At 53.6% G+C, this 19,235-nt stretch carries 14 protein-coding genes and 2 pseudogenes; 7 read left to right on the top strand and 9 right to left on the bottom strand.

Annotation, left to right across the window (positions count from 1 at the left end; all coding sequences use genetic code 11):
* Positions 1–46: 46 nt before the first annotated feature.
* The 3 genes from gsiB to iaaA are packed head-to-tail and all read right to left on the bottom strand — an operon-like array spanning position 47 to position 4,441.
* A complete protein-coding gene (gene gsiB, locus NBA72_RS20895) occupies positions 47–1,585 on the bottom strand; it encodes a glutathione ABC transporter substrate-binding protein GsiB (protein WP_000191440.1) in 1,539 nt (512 codons plus the stop codon).
* A 32-nt stretch (positions 1,586–1,617) separates the two neighbouring features.
* Positions 1,618–3,489: a glutathione ABC transporter ATP-binding protein GsiA gene (gsiA, locus tag NBA72_RS20890; protein WP_001120594.1), complete on the bottom strand. Its 1,872-nt coding sequence runs from the start codon at positions 3,487–3,489 to the stop codon at positions 1,618–1,620.
* A gap of 10 nt (positions 3,490–3,499) precedes the next feature.
* Positions 3,500–4,441, bottom strand: a complete 942-nt coding sequence (iaaA, locus tag NBA72_RS20885; RefSeq protein WP_001030490.1) for a beta-aspartyl-peptidase — start codon at positions 4,439–4,441, stop codon at positions 3,500–3,502.
* 203 nt (positions 4,442–4,644) lie between these two features.
* Between iaaA and moeA the strand changes: the two genes are divergently transcribed.
* The 4 genes from moeA (at position 4,645) to NBA72_RS20865 (ending at position 10,244) form a co-directional block, all read left to right on the top strand.
* The gene (gene moeA, locus NBA72_RS20880; protein WP_000395784.1) at positions 4,645–5,880 is read left to right on the top strand and encodes a molybdopterin molybdotransferase MoeA; all 1,236 of its coding nucleotides are present in this window, start codon (positions 4,645–4,647) and stop codon (positions 5,878–5,880) included.
* Positions 5,880–6,629, top strand: coding sequence for a molybdopterin-synthase adenylyltransferase MoeB (gene moeB, locus NBA72_RS20875; protein ID WP_000829286.1), 750 nt, complete (start codon positions 5,880–5,882; stop codon positions 6,627–6,629). The genes moeA and moeB overlap by 1 nt, the downstream gene beginning before the upstream one ends.
* 277 nt (positions 6,630–6,906) lie before the next feature.
* The gene (locus tag NBA72_RS20870) at positions 6,907–7,806 is read left to right on the top strand and encodes a glycyl-radical enzyme activating protein (protein WP_000576947.1); all 900 of its coding nucleotides are present in this window, start codon (positions 6,907–6,909) and stop codon (positions 7,804–7,806) included.
* Between the two features lie 5 nt (positions 7,807–7,811).
* Positions 7,812–10,244, top strand: coding sequence for a glycyl radical protein (locus NBA72_RS20865; protein WP_000192661.1), 2,433 nt, complete (start codon positions 7,812–7,814; stop codon positions 10,242–10,244).
* Positions 10,245–10,321: 77 nt separating this feature from the next.
* On the opposite strand, the gene NBA72_RS20860 is transcribed toward NBA72_RS20865, so the two are convergent.
* Positions 10,322–11,131: a Cof-type HAD-IIB family hydrolase gene (locus NBA72_RS20860; RefSeq protein ID WP_000217910.1), complete on the bottom strand. Its 810-nt coding sequence runs from the start codon at positions 11,129–11,131 to the stop codon at positions 10,322–10,324.
* Positions 11,132–11,392: 261 nt separating this feature from the next.
* On the opposite strand from NBA72_RS20860, the gene NBA72_RS20855 reads away from it, so the two are divergent.
* Positions 11,393–12,658 carry a DUF1479 domain-containing protein gene (locus NBA72_RS20855; protein ID WP_001586229.1) on the top strand — a complete coding sequence of 422 codons (1,266 nt, stop codon included), beginning with the start codon at positions 11,393–11,395 and terminating at the stop codon, positions 12,656–12,658.
* A gap of 121 nt (positions 12,659–12,779) precedes the next feature.
* Here NBA72_RS20855 and NBA72_RS20850 read toward each other — a convergent pair.
* A pseudogene (locus tag NBA72_RS20850) lies at positions 12,780–12,863 on the bottom strand (hypothetical protein); the annotation flags it as partial.
* Between NBA72_RS20850 and NBA72_RS20845 the strand changes: the two are divergent.
* Positions 12,854–13,578, top strand: a pseudogene (locus NBA72_RS20845) (Cof-type HAD-IIB family hydrolase); the annotation flags it as partial. The pseudogenes NBA72_RS20850 and NBA72_RS20845 sit on opposite strands and share 10 nt — an antisense overlap.
* A 28-nt stretch (positions 13,579–13,606) precedes the next feature.
* Here the strand turns inward: NBA72_RS20845 and NBA72_RS20840 are convergent.
* Together NBA72_RS20840 and NBA72_RS20835 are read right to left on the bottom strand one after the other, a co-directional pair.
* Entirely contained in the window at positions 13,607–14,350 is a 744-nt protein-coding gene (locus NBA72_RS20840; protein WP_010988985.1) for a DUF4261 domain-containing protein, read from the bottom strand.
* Between the two features lie 399 nt (positions 14,351–14,749).
* Positions 14,750–16,342: an ABC-F family ATPase gene (locus NBA72_RS20835; protein ID WP_000961479.1), complete on the bottom strand. Its 1,593-nt coding sequence runs from the start codon at positions 16,340–16,342 to the stop codon at positions 14,750–14,752.
* A gap of 217 nt (positions 16,343–16,559) precedes the next feature.
* On the opposite strand from NBA72_RS20835, the gene ldtB reads away from it, so the two are divergent.
* Entirely contained in the window at positions 16,560–17,480 is a 921-nt protein-coding gene (gene ldtB, locus NBA72_RS20830; RefSeq protein WP_001056404.1) for a L,D-transpeptidase, read from the top strand.
* A 43-nt stretch (positions 17,481–17,523) separates the two neighbouring features.
* Here ldtB and NBA72_RS20825 read toward each other — a convergent pair whose 3' ends face one another.
* Both NBA72_RS20825 and mntR read right to left on the bottom strand, forming a co-directional pair.
* Complete coding sequence (locus NBA72_RS20825) at positions 17,524–18,636, bottom strand: anion transporter (protein WP_023181375.1); 1,113 nt, start codon at positions 18,634–18,636, stop codon at positions 17,524–17,526.
* Positions 18,633–19,106: a manganese-binding transcriptional regulator MntR gene (gene mntR, locus NBA72_RS20820; protein ID WP_000533542.1), complete on the bottom strand. Its 474-nt coding sequence runs from the start codon at positions 19,104–19,106 to the stop codon at positions 18,633–18,635. The genes NBA72_RS20825 and mntR overlap by 4 nt, the downstream gene beginning before the upstream one ends.
* Positions 19,107–19,235 lie beyond the last annotated feature (129 nt).

The raw sequence follows: 19,235 nt of genomic DNA, 5'->3' as shown, positions 1-19,235 counted from the left end.
ACCGGATGGCGGACAACGCGCGCGCCATCCAGCCCCATCGCATTACTTACTTCAAATCCGCATCGTCAAAGCTGAAACCGGTATCCGGCATAATCCAGAAACCGGTCAAATTTTTACTGTGCGCAGAAACCAATTTCTCCACCACCAACGGTATCCAGGGCGACTCTTTCCAGATAATATCCTGCGCCTCTTTGTACAATCGTGTTTTCTCCTGCGGATCGTTGGTCTTTAAGGCCGCCGCCAAATCGCTGTCGACCTGCTTGTTGCTGTAAAAAGCGGTATTAAACTGCGTCGGCGGCCAGTTTTGTGATGCGAAGAGCGGCGATAACGCCCAGTCAGCTTCGCCCGTCGACGCCGACCAGCCTGTATAGAACATTCGCACGCCGCTCTCTTTTTGCCCTTTGCCCTCGACTTCCGCGGCGCGCTGGCCGGCGTCCATCGCGGTTATCCGGGCTTTAACGCCAATCTGCGCCAGTTGCTGTTGGGTAAACTGCAACACTTTTTGCGCGGTGCTATGGTTATGCGATGACCACAGCGTGGTACTGAAACCGTCTGGATACCCCGCCTCTTTCAACAGTTCGCGCGCTTTAGCCGGATCATAGGGCCATGGCTGATAGCTTTGCGCATAGGCTATCGACGGCGGCACCACGCCCGTCGCCGGCGTGGCGTATCCGGCAAACGCCACTTTAACCAGCGCCTGACGATTGATAGCGTAATTCAACGCCTCACGCACCTTAGGATTATCAAACGGCTTCTGCGTCACATTCATACTGATATAACGCTGCATAATGGACGGGCTGGCGACCAGTTCGAGGTTTTTATTTTTCGCCAATAACGCGGCCTGCTCATAAGGGATAGGAAAAGCAAATTGCGCTTCGCCGGTTTGCAGCATCGCCGCGCGGGTATTGTTGTCAGTAACCGGACGCCAGGTAATAGAATCCAGCTTGGGTAAGCCCTGCTGCCAGTAACCGGCGAACTTCTTCACTTTGACAAAGTCGGTCTGATTCCAGGTTTCAAGCTGGTATGGACCGGTACCGACCGGATGAAAACCAATATCCTTGCCATATTTTTCCAGCGCTTGCGGCGAGATCATCGCCGTCGCCGGGTGCGCCAGAATATTAATGAAAGCGGAGAACGGCTGTTTCAGGGTAATTTTTACCGTTGCCGGATCGACGACCTCCGTTTTTGCGATATTTTTATACAGGTTATAACGCTTGAGGTGGTTATCCGGATTGCTGGCGCGATCGAGATTCGCTTTCACCGCCGCCGCATCAAAATCCGCGCCGTCCTGAAATTTCACCCCCTGCCGTAGGGTAATGGTGTAGGTCAGACCGTCATCAGAAACGGTATAGCCTTTCGCTAGGACGTTTTTTACCTTCATGTCTTTATCCAGGCCAAACAGCCCCTGATAAAATGACTTCGCCACCGCCTGCGAGAGTGTATCGTTGGCGTCATACGGATCGAGCGTGGTGAAATTAGACCCTACCGCCACCACCACATCTTTGGCCGCCAGGGCCGGAAAAGCCGCAATGGATGAGGCCAGTCCCAGCGCCGCCAGCCATTTATGCGTAATAAATTGCGTCATGTTGTTCTCCTGAAACCCTGCCTGTCTGAATGTTATAAGCGCGAGAGCGCATTATCCTGCAGCGGCCGCGCAACATAATGTCCCGGCCCGACCAACTGTAATGAAACGGCGGGCGTCTCTTCGCCACGTTTATGAATATTGCTGGGTATATCATCTGATAGCAGAACGCGCCGCGGCCGGTGTCTGGAGGGATCGGCAACCGGCACCGCCGCCATCAATTTACGCGTATAAGGATGCTGCGGATTTTCAAAAACGGCGCGCCGCGGCCCCATCTCAACAATTTGACCAAGATACATCACCGCCACGCGATGGCTAATTCGCTCCACGACCGCCATATCATGCGAAATAAACAGGTAGGCGATCCCCATTTCCCGTTGTAAATCAAGCAGTAAATTAATGATCTGTCCGCGAACGGAAACATCCAGCGCGGAGACCGCCTCATCGGCAATAATCACTTTAGGATTCAATGCCAGCGCGCGAGCTATGCAGATGCGCTGACGTTGACCGCCGGAAAACTCGTGCGGATAACGCCAGGCATGTTCAGGACGTAATCCGACACGCTCAAGCAACCAGGCCACGCGCTTTGCCGCAGCGTCCCCCTGCCCCAGGCCATGAATCCGTAAAGGTTCCATAATGGAATACCCCACGGTCTGGCGCGGGTCGAGCGAGGCGTAAGGGTCCTGGAAAATACATTGAATATCGCGGCGCAACGGCTGGAGTTTACCCGCAGACAGCGAGTCAATGCGCTGGCCGTTAAAGATAATCTCCCCCTGCCGGGATTCAACCAACCGCAGCAGCGCGCGTCCGGTCGTCGATTTTCCGCTACCGGACTCGCCCACCAGCGATAGCGTTTCGCCGGGCCAGAGATCGAAACTGATATTCTCAACGGCATGAACTTCACGCGTAACGCGGTTAAAGAGACCGCTACGCAGCGGGAATCGCGTCACCAGCCCCCGAACCTGGAGAATAGGTTCGCCTTCCACCACCGTGTCTTGCTCAATCTGCGATTCATAAAGGGCCGGTTCGTCAGCGGAAATCAACGGGAAACGGCGTGGCAGCGAGTGGCCGCGCATCGCGCCAAGCTGAGGGACGGCGGCCAGCAACGTTTGGGTATAAGGATGCGTCGGCGCGTGGAAAATCTGCTCTACGCTGCCGGTTTCCACGGCCTCGCCCTGATACATCACCAGCACGCGATCGGCAATATCCGCCACGACGCCCATGTCGTGGGTGATAAAAATCACGCCCATCGACATCTCTTGCTGCAACACTTTGATAAGTTGCAGAATTTGCGCCTGGATAGTGACATCCAGCGCCGTGGTGGGTTCATCGGCAATCAATACCGCCGGACGGCAGGATAGCGCCATCGCGATCATGACCCGCTGGCGCATCCCGCCGGAAAGCTGATGCGGATAACGCGATAAAATCGCCTGCGACTCCGGGATCCGTACCTGATCGAGCATACGTTTCGCTTCCGCCAGCGCCTCTTCGTGGCTGGCGCCCTGATGCAAACGAATAGATTCGGCAATTTGCTCGCCAACGGTAAATACCGGGTTGAGCGAGGTCATTGGCTCCTGGAAAATCATGGCGATATCCGCGCCGCGCACACGCCGCATCTGCGCGTCACTCTGCTCAGACAGCTCAATCACCTGGCGATTACGCCGACGCAACAGCATTTCGCCGCAGCGCACGTTCGCGCCCGACTGCTCAATCAGCCGCATTAACGCCAGCGCCGTCACCGATTTTCCCGAGCCCGACTCGCCGACAATCGCCAGAGTCTCTCCACGCTTCAGGCGTAATGACACATTACGCACGGCGTCTACCTGTTGCCCTTCGTGGTGAAACGCGATATTCAGGCCACTGACGGACAGAACATCGCGGCTATCCAGTTCATCGCTGTGCGGCACCTGCGGCTCCTTATTCCCGGTAAATTCCTGTGGTAGGCGTATCCCCGGCATATCCCCAGGCGCGATACATCCCTTCGCTGTTAAACGGCAACGCGACATTACCTTCGTGATCAACGGCGATTAATCCACCGCTGCCGCCCAGCGCCGGTAATTTTTCCATCACCACGCGCTCACAGGCGTCGGCAAGGCTGAGTCCGCCATATTCCATCAATGCGGCGATATCGTAAGCCGCGAGCGTGCGAATAAAGACCTCTCCCGTTCCGGTACAGGAAACGGCGACGCTGGCGTTGTTGGCATAACACCCGGCGCCGACCAGCGGGCTGTCGCCGACGCGCCCGGGCAATTTATTGGTCATCCCGCCGGTAGACGTTGCCGCCGCCAGATTGCCGAATTTATCCCGCGCCACCGCGCCGACTGTACCCATTTTTTTCGTTTCGTCCAGCGGCGCGCCGCTGTGATCGAGCGCCATTTCGCCCGCCGCACGCGCCGCCAGCAATTGCTCGTAACGCGCCGGGGTGGAAAAGATATCCGGCGAAACGCGCGCCATCCCCTGTGAAAAGGCAAAGTTTTCCGCCCCTTCCCCCACCATGAGTACATGCGGGCTGCGCTCCATCACCAGTCTGGCGGCGAGCACAGGATGGCGAACATGACTCACGCCCGCGACGGCTCCGGCTTTCAGGGTATTGCCGTCCATCACGCAGGCATCCAGTTCATGAGTTTCGTCTCGGGTATAGACCGCGCCGATACCCGCATTGAAGAGCGGACACGCTTCCAGCAGGCGCACCGCTTCCGTCACTACATCAAGCGCGCTGTCACCCGCTTCCAGCATCTTTTGCCCGCTTTCGACAATCTCTGACAGCGCCTGGATATAGCGTAGCTCCTGCTCATGGCTCATTTGCGCGCGAGCAATCGCGCCTGCGCCGCCGTGAATCGCAATCACTGCTTTATTCATTTTTAGGGTCCATTAACGGTGGCACACAACTTTTACTATAACTATCAGAATTGTTGTGAGTTATTCATTCGATTTTTGAATATAGAAAGATGCGTAAGGTATGTAAAGGCGCAAGGCCGTCTCTAAGACCGAGGTAGCATACTGCCCGCCACTGTTTTCTGACATAATAGCCGGATTCGATTTTGCCTCGCAGGAGTATGTTCATGGAATTTTCCGCCGGATTGATGCCGCTTGAAACGGCGCTGACCCAGATGCTTTCACGTATTACCCCGCTCACCGCCGTAGAAACGTTGCCGCTGGTGAACTGCTTTGGCCGCATCCTGGCGACCGATATCGTATCTCCCCTTGATGTCCCCGGCTTTGATAATTCAGCTATGGATGGTTATGCGGTACGTATGGCGGATTTGTCCGCCGATAAGCCGCTGCCCGTCGCCGGCAAAGCATTTGCCGGTCAGCCTTACCAGGGAGAGTGGCCTGCGGGCACCTGCATTCGCATTATGACCGGCGCCCCGGTGCCGACAGGTTGCGAGGCGGTAGTTATGCAAGAGCAGACGGAACAAACCGATGACGGCGTGCGTTTTACCGCCGATGTTCGTTGCGGACAAAACATCCGCCGCCGCGGCGAGGATATTCGCCAGGATGCGGTGGTCTTTCCGGCCGGTACGCGCCTGACTACTGCCGAACTGCCAGTGCTGGCGTCGCTGGGAATTGCCGATGCACAGGTTGTACGTAAAGTGCGCGTAGCGCTGTTCTCGACCGGCGACGAGCTCCAGCTTCCGGGCCAGCCGCTGGAGGCGGGACAAATTTATGACACTAACCGTCTAACTATACATTTGATGCTGCAACAGCTTGGCTGCGAAGTGATCAATTTAGGCATTATTCCTGACGATCCCGGTAAGCTTCGCGCCGCGTTTGTCGACGCCGACAGCCAGGCCGATGTAGTGATAAGCTCCGGCGGCGTCTCGGTTGGTGAAGCGGACTATACCAAAACCATCCTTGAGGAGCTGGGCGAAATCGCCTTCTGGAAGCTGGCTATCAAGCCAGGCAAACCGTTTGCCTTCGGCAAACTCAGTAATAGCTGGTTCTGTGGCCTGCCGGGGAATCCAGTCTCTGCGGCGCTCACGTTTTATCAACTAGTTCAGCCCTTACTGGCGAAGCTTGGCGGCAATACGGCAAGCGCTGTACCGCCGCGCCAGCGTGTACGCACAACATCTCGCCTGAAGAAAACGCCGGGGCGTCTCGATTTCCAGCGCGGCATCCTGCAACGTAGCGCCAACGGCGAACTGGAGGTCACGACCACCGGACACCAGGGCTCACATATTTTCAGCTCGTTTAGTCTGGGCAACTGCTTTATTGTGCTGGAGCGTGAACGCGGCAATGTTGAGCCGGGAGAATGGGTGGAAGTCGAGCCGTTTAATGCTCTGTTCGGAGGCCTGTAATGGCGGAACTTAGCGACCAGGAGATGCTGCGCTATAACCGACAAATTATTCTGCGCGGCTTCGATTTTGAAGGGCAGGAAGCGTTAAAAGAGGCGCGGGTATTAGTGGTCGGGCTGGGCGGACTCGGCTGCGCGGCAACGCAGTATCTGGCCGGCGCTGGCGTCGGGCAACTGACGCTACTCGATTTTGATACCGTTTCCGTTTCCAATCTCCAGCGTCAAACCTTGCACAGCGACGCCACGGTCGGGCAGCCAAAGGTAGAGTCCGCCCGCGACGCGCTGGCGCGAATCAACCCGCATATTACCATTACGCCCGTTAACGCGCGGCTGGACGACGACGCTATGACCAGCCTGATTGCCGGGCATTCGCTGGTACTGGACTGTACTGATAACGTTAGCGTACGTAATCAACTTAACGCCGGGTGCTATACCGCGAAAGTGCCGCTAATCTCCGGCGCGGCAATTCGTATGGAAGGACAAGTTACCGTCTTTACGTATCGGGAAAACGAACCCTGTTACCGCTGCCTGAGCCGTCTGTTTGGCGAAAACGCTCTGACCTGCGTAGAGGCAGGGGTGATGGCGCCGCTGATTGGCGTGATCGGTTCGCTACAGGCAATGGAGGCCATTAAGCTGCTGGCGCATTACGGTCAGCCCGCTAGCGGAAAAATCGTCATGTACGATGCGATGACCTGTCAGTTCCGCGAAATGAAGTTAATGCGCAACCCCGGCTGTGAAGTCTGCGGACAGTAGCCACTTTACGGATAAACATACCAAAGCACGGTTTATGGCCGTGCTGTATCAACAGATAATTACTGTCATCAGACGCAAAGCCAGCTTACCCAAGCTCCGACTGACGATCGGCTCAAGCAGCGCGGCATCATCTTAAACGCCATACCACAACCTCAAACCGTGATGTTGTACCTCATTTATCGCCTCTTTGTCAGAACCTCTCCATTCGTTGACGCACATCAAGACAACTTTCATTCGAAAGTAATTTAATCTTTATATGAAATAAGAGAGGCCGTTTATGATCTTCAATATTCAGCGCTATTCCACCCACGATGGCCCCGGTATCCGTACCGTAGTATTTCTCAAAGGCTGTTCGTTGGGCTGTCGCTGGTGCCAGAACCCGGAAAGCCGCGCCCGCGCTCAGGATCTGTTATACGACGCGCGGCTGTGTCTCGAAGGATGCGACCTGTGCGCGCAAGCCGCGCCGGACGTCATTGAGCGCGCGCTAAACGGCCTGCTCATCCATCGCGAGAAACTGACCGACGCCCATTTTTCCATCCTGGCGCATTGCTGCCCCACACAGGCGTTAACCGTGTGCGGCGAAATAAAAAGCGTGGATGAGATCATGGCGACGGTACTGCGCGATAAACCTTTTTACGATCGCAGCGGCGGCGGTCTTACGCTTTCCGGCGGCGAACCGTTTATGCAGCCGGAGCTGGCGGCAGAGCTGTTTAAAGCCAGCCATGACGCCGGTATTCATACAGCGGTTGAGACCTGTCTGCATGTTCCATGGAAATACATTGCGCCCTCACTGCCTTATATCGATCTGTTTCTGGCTGATTTGAAGCATGTCGCCGACGGGCCGTTTAAGCAGTGGACCGATGGCAGCGCCTCGCGGGTGCTGGAAAATCTCAGGAAACTCGCCGCCGCGGGCAAAAAAATGGTGATTCGCGTCCCGCTGATTCAGGGATTTAATGCCGATGAGGAGGCCATTAAAGCCATTACCGACTTTGCCGCCGACGAACTGCACGTCGGGGAAATTCATTTTCTGCCCTACCACACGCTGGGCATCAATAAATACCACTTACTCAGTCAACCCTATCATGCCCCGGATAAACCACTGGATGCGCCGGCGTTACTTGATTTTGCCCAGAAGTACGCCTGCCAAAAAGGTTTAACCGCGACCCTACGAGGATAATTATCATGACCCAACTGAAACTGGACACGCTCAGTGACCGCATTAAGGCGCACAAAACCGCGCTGGTACATATCGTGAAACCGCCGGTCTGTACCGAGCGCGCGCAGCATTATACCGAAATGTATCAGCAGCATCTGGATAAACCGATTCCGGTACGCCGTGCGCTGGCGCTGGCCCATCACCTGGCGGAACGCACTATCTGGATAAAACACGATGAACTGATCGTCGGCAACCAGGCAAGTGAAGTCCGCGCCGCGCCGATTTTCCCGGAATATACCGTCTCGTGGATTGAAAAAGAGATCGACGACCTGGCAGACCGGCCCGGCGCAGGTTTTTCCGTAAGTGAAGAAAACAAACGTATTCTGCACGACGTCTGTCCGTGGTGGCGCGGTCAAACCGTCCAGGATCGCTGCTACGGCATGTTTACCGATGAACAAAAAGGGCTTCTGGCGACTGGCATTATCAAAGCCGAAGGCAATATGACCTCCGGTGACGCGCACCTGGCGGTGAACTTCCCGCTGCTGCTGGAAAAAGGGCTTGATGGCCTGCGCGATAAAGTCGCCGAGCGCCGCTCACGCATCAACCTGACCGTGCTGGAAGATCTGCATGGCGAGCAGTTCCTGAAGGCGATTGATATTGTGCTCGACGCGGTAAGCCAGCATATCACGCGCTTTGCCGCGCTGGCGCGCCAGATGGCGGGCGAAGAGTCCCGTGAAAGCCGTCGTAAAGAGCTACTTACCATCGCCGAAAACTGCGAGGTGATCGCCCACCAACCGCCGCAGACCTTCTGGCAAGCACTGCAATTGTGCTACTTCATCCAACTGATTCTACAAATTGAGTCTAACGGTCACTCGGTGTCATTTGGTCGTATGGACCAGTATCTTTACCCCTATTATCGTCGCGATGTCGAACTAAACCAGACGCTGGATCGTGAGCACGCCATTGAACTGCTGCACAGCTGCTGGCTGAAACTGCTGGAAGTAAACAAGATCCGCTCCGGTTCGCACTCTAAAGCTTCCGCAGGCAGCCCGCTATATCAAAACGTCACCATTGGCGGTCAGAATCTCATCAACGGTCAGCCAATGGACGCAGTGAATCCGCTGTCTTACGCCATTCTGGAGTCCTGTGGACGTCTGCGTTCTACCCAGCCCAACCTCAGTGTGCGTTATCACGCCGGAATGAGTAACGATTTCCTTGACGCCTGCGTCCAGGTCATCCGCTGCGGCTTTGGGATGCCGGCGTTTAACAATGATGAAATCGTCATCCCGGAATTTATCAAGTTGGGGATCGAACCACAGGACGCTTACGATTACGCGGCGATCGGCTGTATCGAAACCGCCGTCGGCGGGAAATGGGGTTATCGCTGCACCGGCATGAGCTTTATTAACTTCGCCCGCGTCATGCTGGCGGCGCTGGAAGGCGGTCGCGACGCCACCAGCGGCAAGGTATTTCTGCCGCAGGAAAAGGCGCTCTCCGCAGGCAACTTTAACAATTTTGACGAAGTGATGGCCGCCTGGGATACCCAAATTCGCTACTACACGCGCAAATCGATCGAAATTGAGTATGTGGTCGACACCATGCTGGAAGAGAACGTCCACGATATTCTGTGCTCAGCGCTGGTAGATGACTGTATTGAACGCGCGAAGAGTATCAAGCAAGGCGGCGCTAAATATGACTGGGTATCCGGTCTCCAGGTCGGTATCGCCAACCTGGGCAACAGCCTCGCCGCCGTGAAAAAACTGGTCTTCGAACAGGGCGTTATCGGTCAACAGCAGCTTGCCGCCGCGCTGGCCGATGACTTTGACGGACTGACCCATGAGCAGCTGCGCCAGCGTCTGATTAACGGCGCGCCGAAGTACGGTAACGACGATGACAGTGTCGATACCTTGCTGGCGCGCGCTTATCAGACCTATATTGATGAGCTGAAGCAATATCATAACCCGCGCTACGGTCGTGGCCCTGTGGGCGGCAACTATTACGCCGGTACGTCCTCTATCTCAGCAAACGTGCCATTTGGCGCCGCGACTATGGCAACCCCGGATGGCCGCAAAGCGCATACGCCGCTGGCGGAAGGCGCAAGCCCTGCATCAGGTACGGATCATCTCGGCCCGACGGCGGTGATTGGTTCCGTAGGCAAATTACCTACCGGTTCCATTCTCGGCGGCGTGCTGCTCAACCAGAAACTGAACCCAACGACGCTGGAAAACGAGTCCGACAAACAGAAACTGATGGTTCTGCTACGGACGTTCTTTGAGGTGCATAAAGGCTGGCATATTCAGTACAACATCGTGTCACGCGAAACGCTGCTGGATGCGAAAAAACATCCGGACCAGTACCGCGATCTGGTCGTGCGTGTGGCAGGCTACTCCGCCTTCTTCACCGCGCTGTCGCCGGATGCGCAGGACGATATCATCGCCCGTACCGAACATATGCTGTAATTTTCCCTGGCGCCATCGGCAATATGTCCGAACTGCCTGATGGCGCTACGTTTAACAGGCCTACGCAGGCCTGTTAATCAGAAGGGATCGGTGCCGTCAAGCACGGCCTGAATGACGTTGAGCGCGCCTTGATGGTTATTATCATCAGTGTGATAACGTGAAAGCGCTTTGATATTGTCTGCGGCATTGCCCATGGCAAAAGAGTAATGCGCCATTTTCAACATTTCCGCATCATTACCGCTGTCGCCAATGGCGACGACATTCTGTGGCGATCTGTTCCAGCGCTTTAACAGACGACTGATGCCATTCGCTTTATGCAGTCCCGGGATAATCAGGTCGATAAAACCGAAGCCGCTGGTGACGGGCTTCATGATGCCATCCAGAGATACGTGCAGTTTGTCGATAACCAGCGGAATTTGTTCATCCGGCAAATTCAGGGAGAACTTAAACAGGATATCGTCAATGTCGTGATAATCGTTTACCGGCTGCAGGCGGTGATAATGTTTGGCCATCAGCGCCACGAAAGTCTCGGGAGCGTTTTTGCTGACATAAGCGCTTTTCAGACCACAGGCGACGAAGTTAAGCTGCTTATCCTTCAGCAGTTCGCCAATCACAATACGCGATTCATGTCGGGTTAGCTCCCCGTGAAACAACTGCTTGCCATGTTCATACACCAGCGCGCCATTTTCTGCGACAAAGGAAATTTCGTCTTTCAGCTCGGGGAAGAAGGAGATCAACTGGTAGTACTGATTACCGCTGGCGACCACAAATTCGATATTACGTTTTTTCAGTTCCTGGTATTGCGCCATGAAGCGTACACGATCGTACTGCTTGGCATCGTCGAGAAAAGTGCCGTCCATATCTGTAACGACAACGTTAACGGTCATACTTAAGCTCCTGGCTGTAACTGCGACCAGAAACATTTTAATAACAATGTGAGCAGAACCACAAATTTATTTCGAATGAAAAGTGGCTGAACGAAAGGAATAGCCGCATAAGACATTAAGGCGTCCTGGCCACCTTACGTTTTCCTCTCGCTTCCCTCTTTGTGTTCCCCTGCAATATTTTAAACTTGCATTAACCTTATTTTAACTTAAAGTATCACATGTAACTAATTTTACTTTCGAACGAAAGATGATGAGGTTGATATGACGACTCCTTTTACCCACGAAACGCTGCCCGCCGACCCAAAAGCGGCCATTCGTCAAATGAAGCAGGCGCTACGCGCGCAAATCGGCGACGTACAGGCGGTGTTCGACCGTTTGAGTGCCACCATAGCAGCCCGGGTGGCGGAAATTAACGATCTGAAAGCGCAGGGACAGCCGGTATGGCCAATTATCCCTTTTAGCGAACTGGCGATGGGCAACATTAGCGATGCCACCCGCGCCGAGGTTAAGCGCCGCGGGTGCGCGGTGATTAAAGGTCATTTTCCACGCGAACAGGCGCTGGCATGGGACCAGTCGATGCTCGACTATCTGGACAAGAACCATTTTGACGAGGTGTATAAAGGACCGGGGGATAATTTTTTCGGTACGCTGAGCGCCTCCCGGCCTGAAATCTATCCTGTCTACTGGTCGCAGGCGCAAATGCAGGCCCGCCAAAGTGAAGAGATGGCGCTGGCGCAGTCGTTCCTCAACCGTCTGTGGCAGGTAGAGCACGACGGCAAGCGATGGTTTAATCCGGATATCAGCATCATTTATCCGGATCGCATCCGTCGCCGCCCGCCGGGCACCACATCCAAAGGACTGGGAGCGCATACCGACTCCGGCGCGCTGGAACGCTGGCTGCTGCCAGCCTATCAGCAGGTATTCGCCAGCGTGTTTAACGGCAACGTCGAGCAGTACGATCCGTGGAATGCGGCGCACCGTACCGAAGTTGAAGAGTATACGGTGGATAACACCACCAAATGCTCGGTATTTCGCACCTTCCAGGGCTGGACCGCGCTCTCCGATATGCTGCCCGGTCAGGGGTTGCTTCATGTCGTCCCTATCCCGGAAGCGATGGCGTATATTCTGCTGCGCCCGCTGCTGGATGATGTCCCGGAAGATGAATTATGCGGCGTCGCGCCGGGCCGGGTGCTGCCGATTTCTGAACAGTGGCATCCTTTACTGATGGCGGCGTTAACCAGCATTCCGCCACTGGAAGCCGGGGATTCCGTGTGGTGGCATTGCGATGTCATCCACTCCGTCGCCCCCGTCGAAAATCAGCAGGGCTGGGGCAATGTGATGTACATTCCTGCCGCGCCAATGTGTGAGAAGAATCTGGCCTATGCGCGTAAGGTGAAAGCTGCGCTGGAGACAGGCGCATCACCGGGCGATTTCCCGCGCGAGGACTATGAAACCACCTGGGAAGGGCGCTTCACGCTGCGCGATCTGAATATTCACGGTAAACGGGCATTAGGTATGGACGTTTGACGGTCGTACCGCCCTGCCCGCTTAACTGCGGTGCGCCCTTTGTCTGGGCGCACCCGTCTTACCGGACCTACGCGCCAGGATACGTAGGCCCGGTAAACACAACGCCACCGGGCGTCAGTGTTTAGCTTTCAATCCCTTTACTACGCAAATAATCGTCGTAGTTGCCGCTGAAGTCCACCACGCGCTCCGGCGTAATTTCAGGAACTGAAAAAGCGCGGCATTGAGTTCGTTGTCGCCAGCGTCAGTATTACCAGCTTATTTCGCTCTTTCCTGAGCTAAAGGATGAGATCTCTTTTGTCGCGGAAAACGGCGCACTGGTTTACGAACATGGCAAGCAACTGTTCCACGCCGAACTGACCCGGCATGAATCGCGGATTGTGATTGGCGAGTTGCTGAAAAATAAGCAACTTAATTTTGTCGCCTGCGGTCTGCAAAGTGCATATGTCAGCGAAAATGCGCCAGAAGCACTCGTTACCCTGATGGCAAAACACTACCATCGCCTGAAACCTGTAAAAGATTATCAGGAGATTGATGACGTACTGTTCAAGTTTTCGCTCAACCTACCGGATGAACAAATCCCGTTAGTGATCGAAAAACTACACGTTACGCTCGATGGCATTATGAAGCCCGTCACAAGTGGTTTTGACTTTATCGATCTGATTATTCCCGGCCTGCATAAAGCAAACGGTATTTCGCGGTTACTGAAACGCTGGGATCTGTCGCCACAAAATGTGGTAGCGATTGGCGACAGCGGCAATGGCGCAGAGATGCTTAAAATGGCGCGTTATTCCTTTGCGATGGACAATGCCGCAGAAAACATTAAACAAATCGCCCGTTACGCTACCGATGATAATAAGCATGAAGGCGCACTGAATGTGATTCAGGCGGTGCTGGAAAATAAGGTGCCGTTTACACTTTAACGAGAGTCGGGGCAATTGCCCCGATTTCTCAATGAGCATTACACTCATCTTCTTCAATCAGTTCAACCACTAATGTGGTTCCAGGCCCCTGTAAGTAATATTCATCGTCAAGGGGATCGCGCAGTTTCATAAATGTCGTTTTACCGACTTGCATGGTATGACCGGCAGCCATTTCTGCTCCACTTTCAAGCAGGTAACGCAGAACATTATTGAAAATATCAGAATATTTTTGCCCTTCGTGATGGCCTTGTGCGTGTGCTGCGAAATCTGGTAGCCCAAAGCAATCAGCACCATAGGTACGCATCCATACGCCTTCGATATCCTCAACTTCATATTTCACAAATCCACAAAATAGAGAGGTCAGCGGGAAACCTTCACGCAACATCTCCAGACTATGCTTACCCAACTCCTGAGATTTAAATACCCCCGCAGGTAATGAAGTGTGAGCCGATTCATTTAATACAGCGACAGCCCCCATGTTACTTAATGCACCTGCAACCACAGCCAACGCAACATATTGCTCTAAAGGTGAAGTATCATACCCCTTATAATATAAAATAATATTTGCACTGGTTGCCCGTACTTGCTCTTTTACTTCCTGGGGATAATGAGCTGGCGCGACGCATTGTTCGATTGATTCCTGAGGGTAAGGCGTTTTAAATCCAACCATCGATATTACATGCTTACCCCATCCTGCTAAACCAAAAAAATCCAGTTCAGGGACAAGTTCACACGTTGCCTGTTTCATACTGGAATGATAATTACGCAACAAGCGGGTGAGTTCTTTTGAATTATTTTCCGGGAGAGTATCAAATACAACAACTAAACTTAGTGGGTTATCAATTTCAGCATTCGCTACTAAAACACCTTGTATATTAGATGAGTTTTTTTCTTTACGGCCAAAAAAGCGTTCCAAAATGCTCATATTTATTCCTTTTGTTGAACAATAAAGGAATATAAAATAGCACTTGAATTCTTATAAAGAAAATAACATTACAATATGTTTACCACAAAATATATTCGCAATTTTTATGATAGTTCCTCTTCTTTCATTTAATTTTAAAATCGAATATTAAGAGTATATATAATTTTCACATTGCATTCGGAAAAAATAAAAATTACCTTGTTAACATTCTGTAACCCCGACGCTATCGGGGTTACAGACAATAACTTACTCGATCCCTTTACTACGCAAATAATCGTCGTAGTTGCCGCTGAAGTCCACCACGCGCTCCGGCGTAATTTCAATGACGCGAGTTGCCAGCGAGCTGACGAACTCACGGTCGTGCGAAACAAAGATCAGCGTGCCCTGATACAGCTCCAGCGCCATATTCAGCGATTCGATCGACTCCATATCCAGGTGGTTAGTCGGTTCGTCCATGATCAGGATATTCGGCTTTTGCATCATCAGTTTGCCGAACAGCATACGGCCCTTCTCGCCACCGGAGAGGACTTTCGCAGGCTTTTTGATATCATCCTGGCTAAATAGCAGGCGGCCCAGAATACTGCGCACTGCCTGCTCGTCGTCGCCTTCCTGCTTCCACTGACTCATCCATTCAAACACCGTCAGGTCATTTTCGAATTCATATTCGTGGTCCTGCGCGTAGTAACCAATACGCGCGTTTTCCGACCATTTAACGGTGCCGTGATCGGCGTCCAGATCGCCAACCAGCGTCTTCAGCAGCGTAGATTTACCCACGCCATTGGTGCCGAGTACCGCCAGCTTCTCGCCGACTTCGAGCAGCAAATTGACATTTTTAAACAGCGGACCGTTATCAAAACCTTTCGTCAGCGCCTCCACTTCCAGAGCGTTACGGAACAGTTTTTTATCCTGCTCAAAACGGATGAACGGGTTCTGACGGCTGGAGGCTTTCACCTCTTCCAGCTTGATTTTATCAATCTGCCGCGCGCGCGACGTTGCCTGACGCGATTTAGAGGCATTGGCGCTAAAACGGCTAACAAAAGATTGCAGCTCGGCAATTTGCGCTTTTTTCTTCGCATTATCGGCCAACAGACGTTCACGCGCCTGGGTCGCCGCCGTCATATACTCATCATAGTTACCCGGATAGACGCGCAAGTCGCCGTAATCCAGATCCGCCATATGCGTACAAACCATGTTCAGGAAGTGACGGTCGTGCGAAATGATGATCATCGTGCTATCGCGCTCGTTCAGCACCTGCTCCAGCCAACGGATAGTATCAATATCCAGGTTGTTGGTCGGTTCGTCGAGCAACAGGATGTCCGGATTAGAGAATAACGCCTGCGCCAGCAGCACACGCAATTTCCAGCCTGGCGCGACTTCACTCATCAGACCGTAATGCTGCTCCAGCGGGATGCCCACCCCCAACAGCAGTTCGCCCGCGCGCGCCTCAGCGGAATAACCGTCCATCTCGCCGTATTTTACTTCCAGATCGGCGACTTTATAGCCGTCTTCTTCGCTCATTTCCGGCAAGGCGTAGATACGGTCGCGCTCCTGCTTGACTTCCCACAGTTCGCCATGCCCCATAATGACAGTATCAAGTACGGTGAATGTTTCAAAAGCGAACTGGTCCTGACGCAGCTTACCGATGCGCTCATTCGGATCGAGGGAAACATTGCCCAGCGTCGGCTCCAGGTCGCCGCCGAGGATTTTCATAAAAGTGGACTTTCCGCTACCGTTGGCGCCAATCAGGCCGTAACGGTTGCCGCCGCCAAATTTGACGGAAATGTTTTCGAACAGCGGCTTACTGCCGAACTGCATGGTAACGTTGCTGGAAACTAACACAGGCTTATCCTGAAAAAAGATGTGACAAACCGCTTATTATGCCACAAGTCTGAAATAAGATCGCGCCCTGTACAAAGGGCTACACTGAACCGTAAGGAAAAAAACGTGATTTCGTACACATCTGAATTCCCTGTTTACTGGAATGCACCTATAATGCGCTCCCAACATGACAGAATTCTCAACCTACTAGCCTGCTTGGCACAGAATCTCGCATAACATGAATATGAAATTAACAACGCTTTTCGCGGCGGCTTTCGCTGTAGTTGGTTTTTGTAAAACAGCCTCAGCAGTCACTTACCCGCTGCCTACCGATGGTAGCCGTTTAATTGGGCAAAATCAGGTCATCACCGTTCCTGAGGGCAATACCCAGCCGCTGGAGTATTTTGCCGCGGAGTATCAGATGGGGCTGTCCAACATGCTGGAAGCCAACCCGGGCGTGGATACCTTCCTGCCGAAGGGCGGTACCGTGCTGAATATTCCGCAGCAGCTGATCCTGCCGGATACCGTACACGAAGGCATTATCATCAATAGCGCGGAAATGCGCCTCTATTACTACCCGAAAGGCACAAACACCGTTATCGTCCTGCCGATTGGGATCGGTCAGTTAGGTAAAGACACGCCTATCAACTGGACGACCAAAGTTGAACGTAAAAAAGCCGGTCCGACCTGGACGCCTACGGCAAAAATGCACGCTGAATATCGCGCCGCCGGCGAGCCGCTGCCTGCCGTCGTGCCTGCGGGCCCGGATAACCCGATGGGTCTGTACGCACTGTACATCGGTCGCCTGTATGCTATTCACGGCACCAACGCCAACTTCGGCATCGGGCTTCGCGTGAGCCACGGCTGCGTACGTCTGCGCAACGACGATATCAAATTCCTGTTTGAAAATGTGCCGGTCGGTACCCGCGTGCAGTTTATCGATGAACCGGTAAAAGCCACCACCGAGCCGGACGGTAGCCGTTACATTGAGGTGCATAACCCGCTATCAACGACGGAAGCGCAGTTTGAAGGTAAGGAAGCGGTGCCGATCACGCTTAATAAGAGCATCCTGGCCGTCACCAACGAGCCTGACGTTGATCAGACCGTCGTACAACAGGCGGTTCAGGATCGTTCCGGGATGCCGGTTCGTCTGAACTGACAGACTCTGCCTGCGAAGCCCGATAGATACTATCGGGCTTCTCTTACGGCATCAGTTGCAATAATCCATATCCCACCAGCGCCGCCCATGCCAGCATCGGCAGCGAATAGAAATGAAACCGCCACCAGATTCGGCGATCGTTCGCCATCCGTAAAGCAATAAGATTTGCCAGCGACCCCGGCAGCAGACCAAACCCGCCGATATTCACCGCCCACGCCAGCAGCGTCGAGGCCGGTACATAGTTCAGCAGGAGAATGGTACTGGGCACATTACTGATAACCTGAGACAAGCCGATAGCGGTTAGCCAAAGTCCCAGGTGAGACAGTGCGCCAACCTGGTTGAAAACGCCCTGCAACGCCGGCAATTGCGTTAGTAGATGGACATCAATAAACATCGCCATAAATACCAACAGCAGCGTCCAGTCCACGCTGACTATCACCCTGCGCGCCAGCACAATAAACCCAGCAGCCACCAACACCAGTCCCCATAACTCTTGCCTGAGCTCCAGCGCGGTAAGAAAAACGACATATAACCCCAGGCAACTCCACACCAGACGGGGCTGCCACTGCGGCGAACGCGTACCGGTATGGTACTGTAACGCCCTACCCGGAAAACAAAACCAGCACAGGAGCAGTAACGTCAGCATCATCATGACGGCAAGCGGCGCCATTTGCCCGCTAAATTCAGCAAAGGTTAAGCCGGAGCGTCCCCACAACAGAATATTTTGCGGATTACCGACAGGCGTCAGCAGCGAACCGGCGTTCACCGCCAACGCTTCAAAAATAATCAATCGGTTGACCGGAATCGCGCACAGTTTTTTCAACGTTATCGTCAGCGGCACAACGATAAACAGCGCGACATCGTTTGTCAGAAAGGTCGACAGCACCGCCGCAGCCAGCACCAGGAACATCGCCAGTTGCCGCTCGGTATGAAATCGGCGCGTCATCTTGCGTCCCAGCACATCAAAATAGCCGCTCAGCTCAACGCCTTTAGTGAGCAACATTAACCCACTGAGGGTAATAATGGTGTGCCAGTCAATCGCGCCAGGCCAGTCGCGGGGCGCAAAAGGAACAAACAGGCTTAACGCCATCCCCACAATGATCAACAACTGAAAAAAACGGTCACGCCGCAGCGCCCGTAAAAAGGCCAGATTCATTCTGCAGATGTTCCATGCTGTTGCGTGAAGGCCAAAAAGGCATCTAATGTCTCCTGGCTGACATGGTGTTCCATCCCTTCCGCATCACGACGCGCGATTTCCGGGCTTACGCCTAATACCAGTAAAAAATTTTCGACAATTTGATGCCGCTCGCGGCTTTCCTGCGCCAGCTTCTCCCCTTCCGGCGTCAGAAAAACGCCGCGCCAGGGGATCATTTGAATAAATCCTAACGATGCCAGGCGCTTAAGCATTTTGGCCACAGTTGGCTGGGAGACGCCGAGCCGCGCCGCCATATCCACCTGACGCGCTTCCCCTACCTCAATAATTAAATCGGAAATCAGCTCAACGTAATCGTCTATCAACTCACGGCGATGCGCCTCTCTGACCTGACGAAATCCTTCAACGTGTTCTTCTACGTTCACCAATTGCGTCACTTTTTTTGTTGTTGGCGTACCTGCGCGACGACCCATTTTGCTTCCTCGTTTCTGTGACGCGTTAACGCGTCAGCTGACAGAGCGCTCATTGTAAACCAGAGTTGTCCGGGCACAAAAAATTAACGTTTTAGCAATAGCTATAAAACATAGCCTGTGCTATATCTG

Origin of the sequence: Salmonella sp. NW1250 (assembly GCF_051812965.1) — a bacterium.
In the GTDB taxonomy this organism is placed as follows: Bacteria; Pseudomonadota; Gammaproteobacteria; order Enterobacterales; family Enterobacteriaceae; genus Salmonella; species Salmonella enterica.
This window is presented reverse-complemented; position numbering and strand designations above follow the sequence as displayed.

Bases quoted from the DNA above. Each gene is read 5' to 3' on its own strand.
- gsiB (WP_000191440.1), bottom strand. From the start codon at position 1,585: ATGACGCAATTTATTACGCATAAATGGCTGGCGGCGCTGGGACTGGCC.
- iaaA (WP_001030490.1), bottom strand. From the start codon at position 4,441: ATGAATAAAGCAGTGATTGCGATTCACGGCGGCGCAGGCGCGATTGCT.
- moeA (WP_000395784.1), top strand. From the start codon at position 4,645: ATGGAATTTTCCGCCGGATTGATGCCGCTTGAAACGGCGCTGACCCAG.
- moeB (WP_000829286.1), top strand. From the start codon at position 5,880: ATGGCGGAACTTAGCGACCAGGAGATGCTGCGCTATAACCGACAAATT.
- NBA72_RS20870 (WP_000576947.1), top strand. From the start codon at position 6,907: ATGATCTTCAATATTCAGCGCTATTCCACCCACGATGGCCCCGGTATC.
- NBA72_RS20865 (WP_000192661.1), top strand. From the start codon at position 7,812: ATGACCCAACTGAAACTGGACACGCTCAGTGACCGCATTAAGGCGCAC.
- NBA72_RS20860 (WP_000217910.1), bottom strand. From the start codon at position 11,131: ATGACCGTTAACGTTGTCGTTACAGATATGGACGGCACTTTTCTCGAC.
- NBA72_RS20855 (WP_001586229.1), top strand. From the start codon at position 11,393: ATGACGACTCCTTTTACCCACGAAACGCTGCCCGCCGACCCAAAAGCG.
- ldtB (WP_001056404.1), top strand. From the start codon at position 16,560: ATGAATATGAAATTAACAACGCTTTTCGCGGCGGCTTTCGCTGTAGTT.
- NBA72_RS20825 (WP_023181375.1), bottom strand. From the start codon at position 18,636: ATGAATCTGGCCTTTTTACGGGCGCTGCGGCGTGACCGTTTTTTTCAG.
- mntR (WP_000533542.1), bottom strand. From the start codon at position 19,106: ATGGGTCGTCGCGCAGGTACGCCAACAACAAAAAAAGTGACGCAATTG.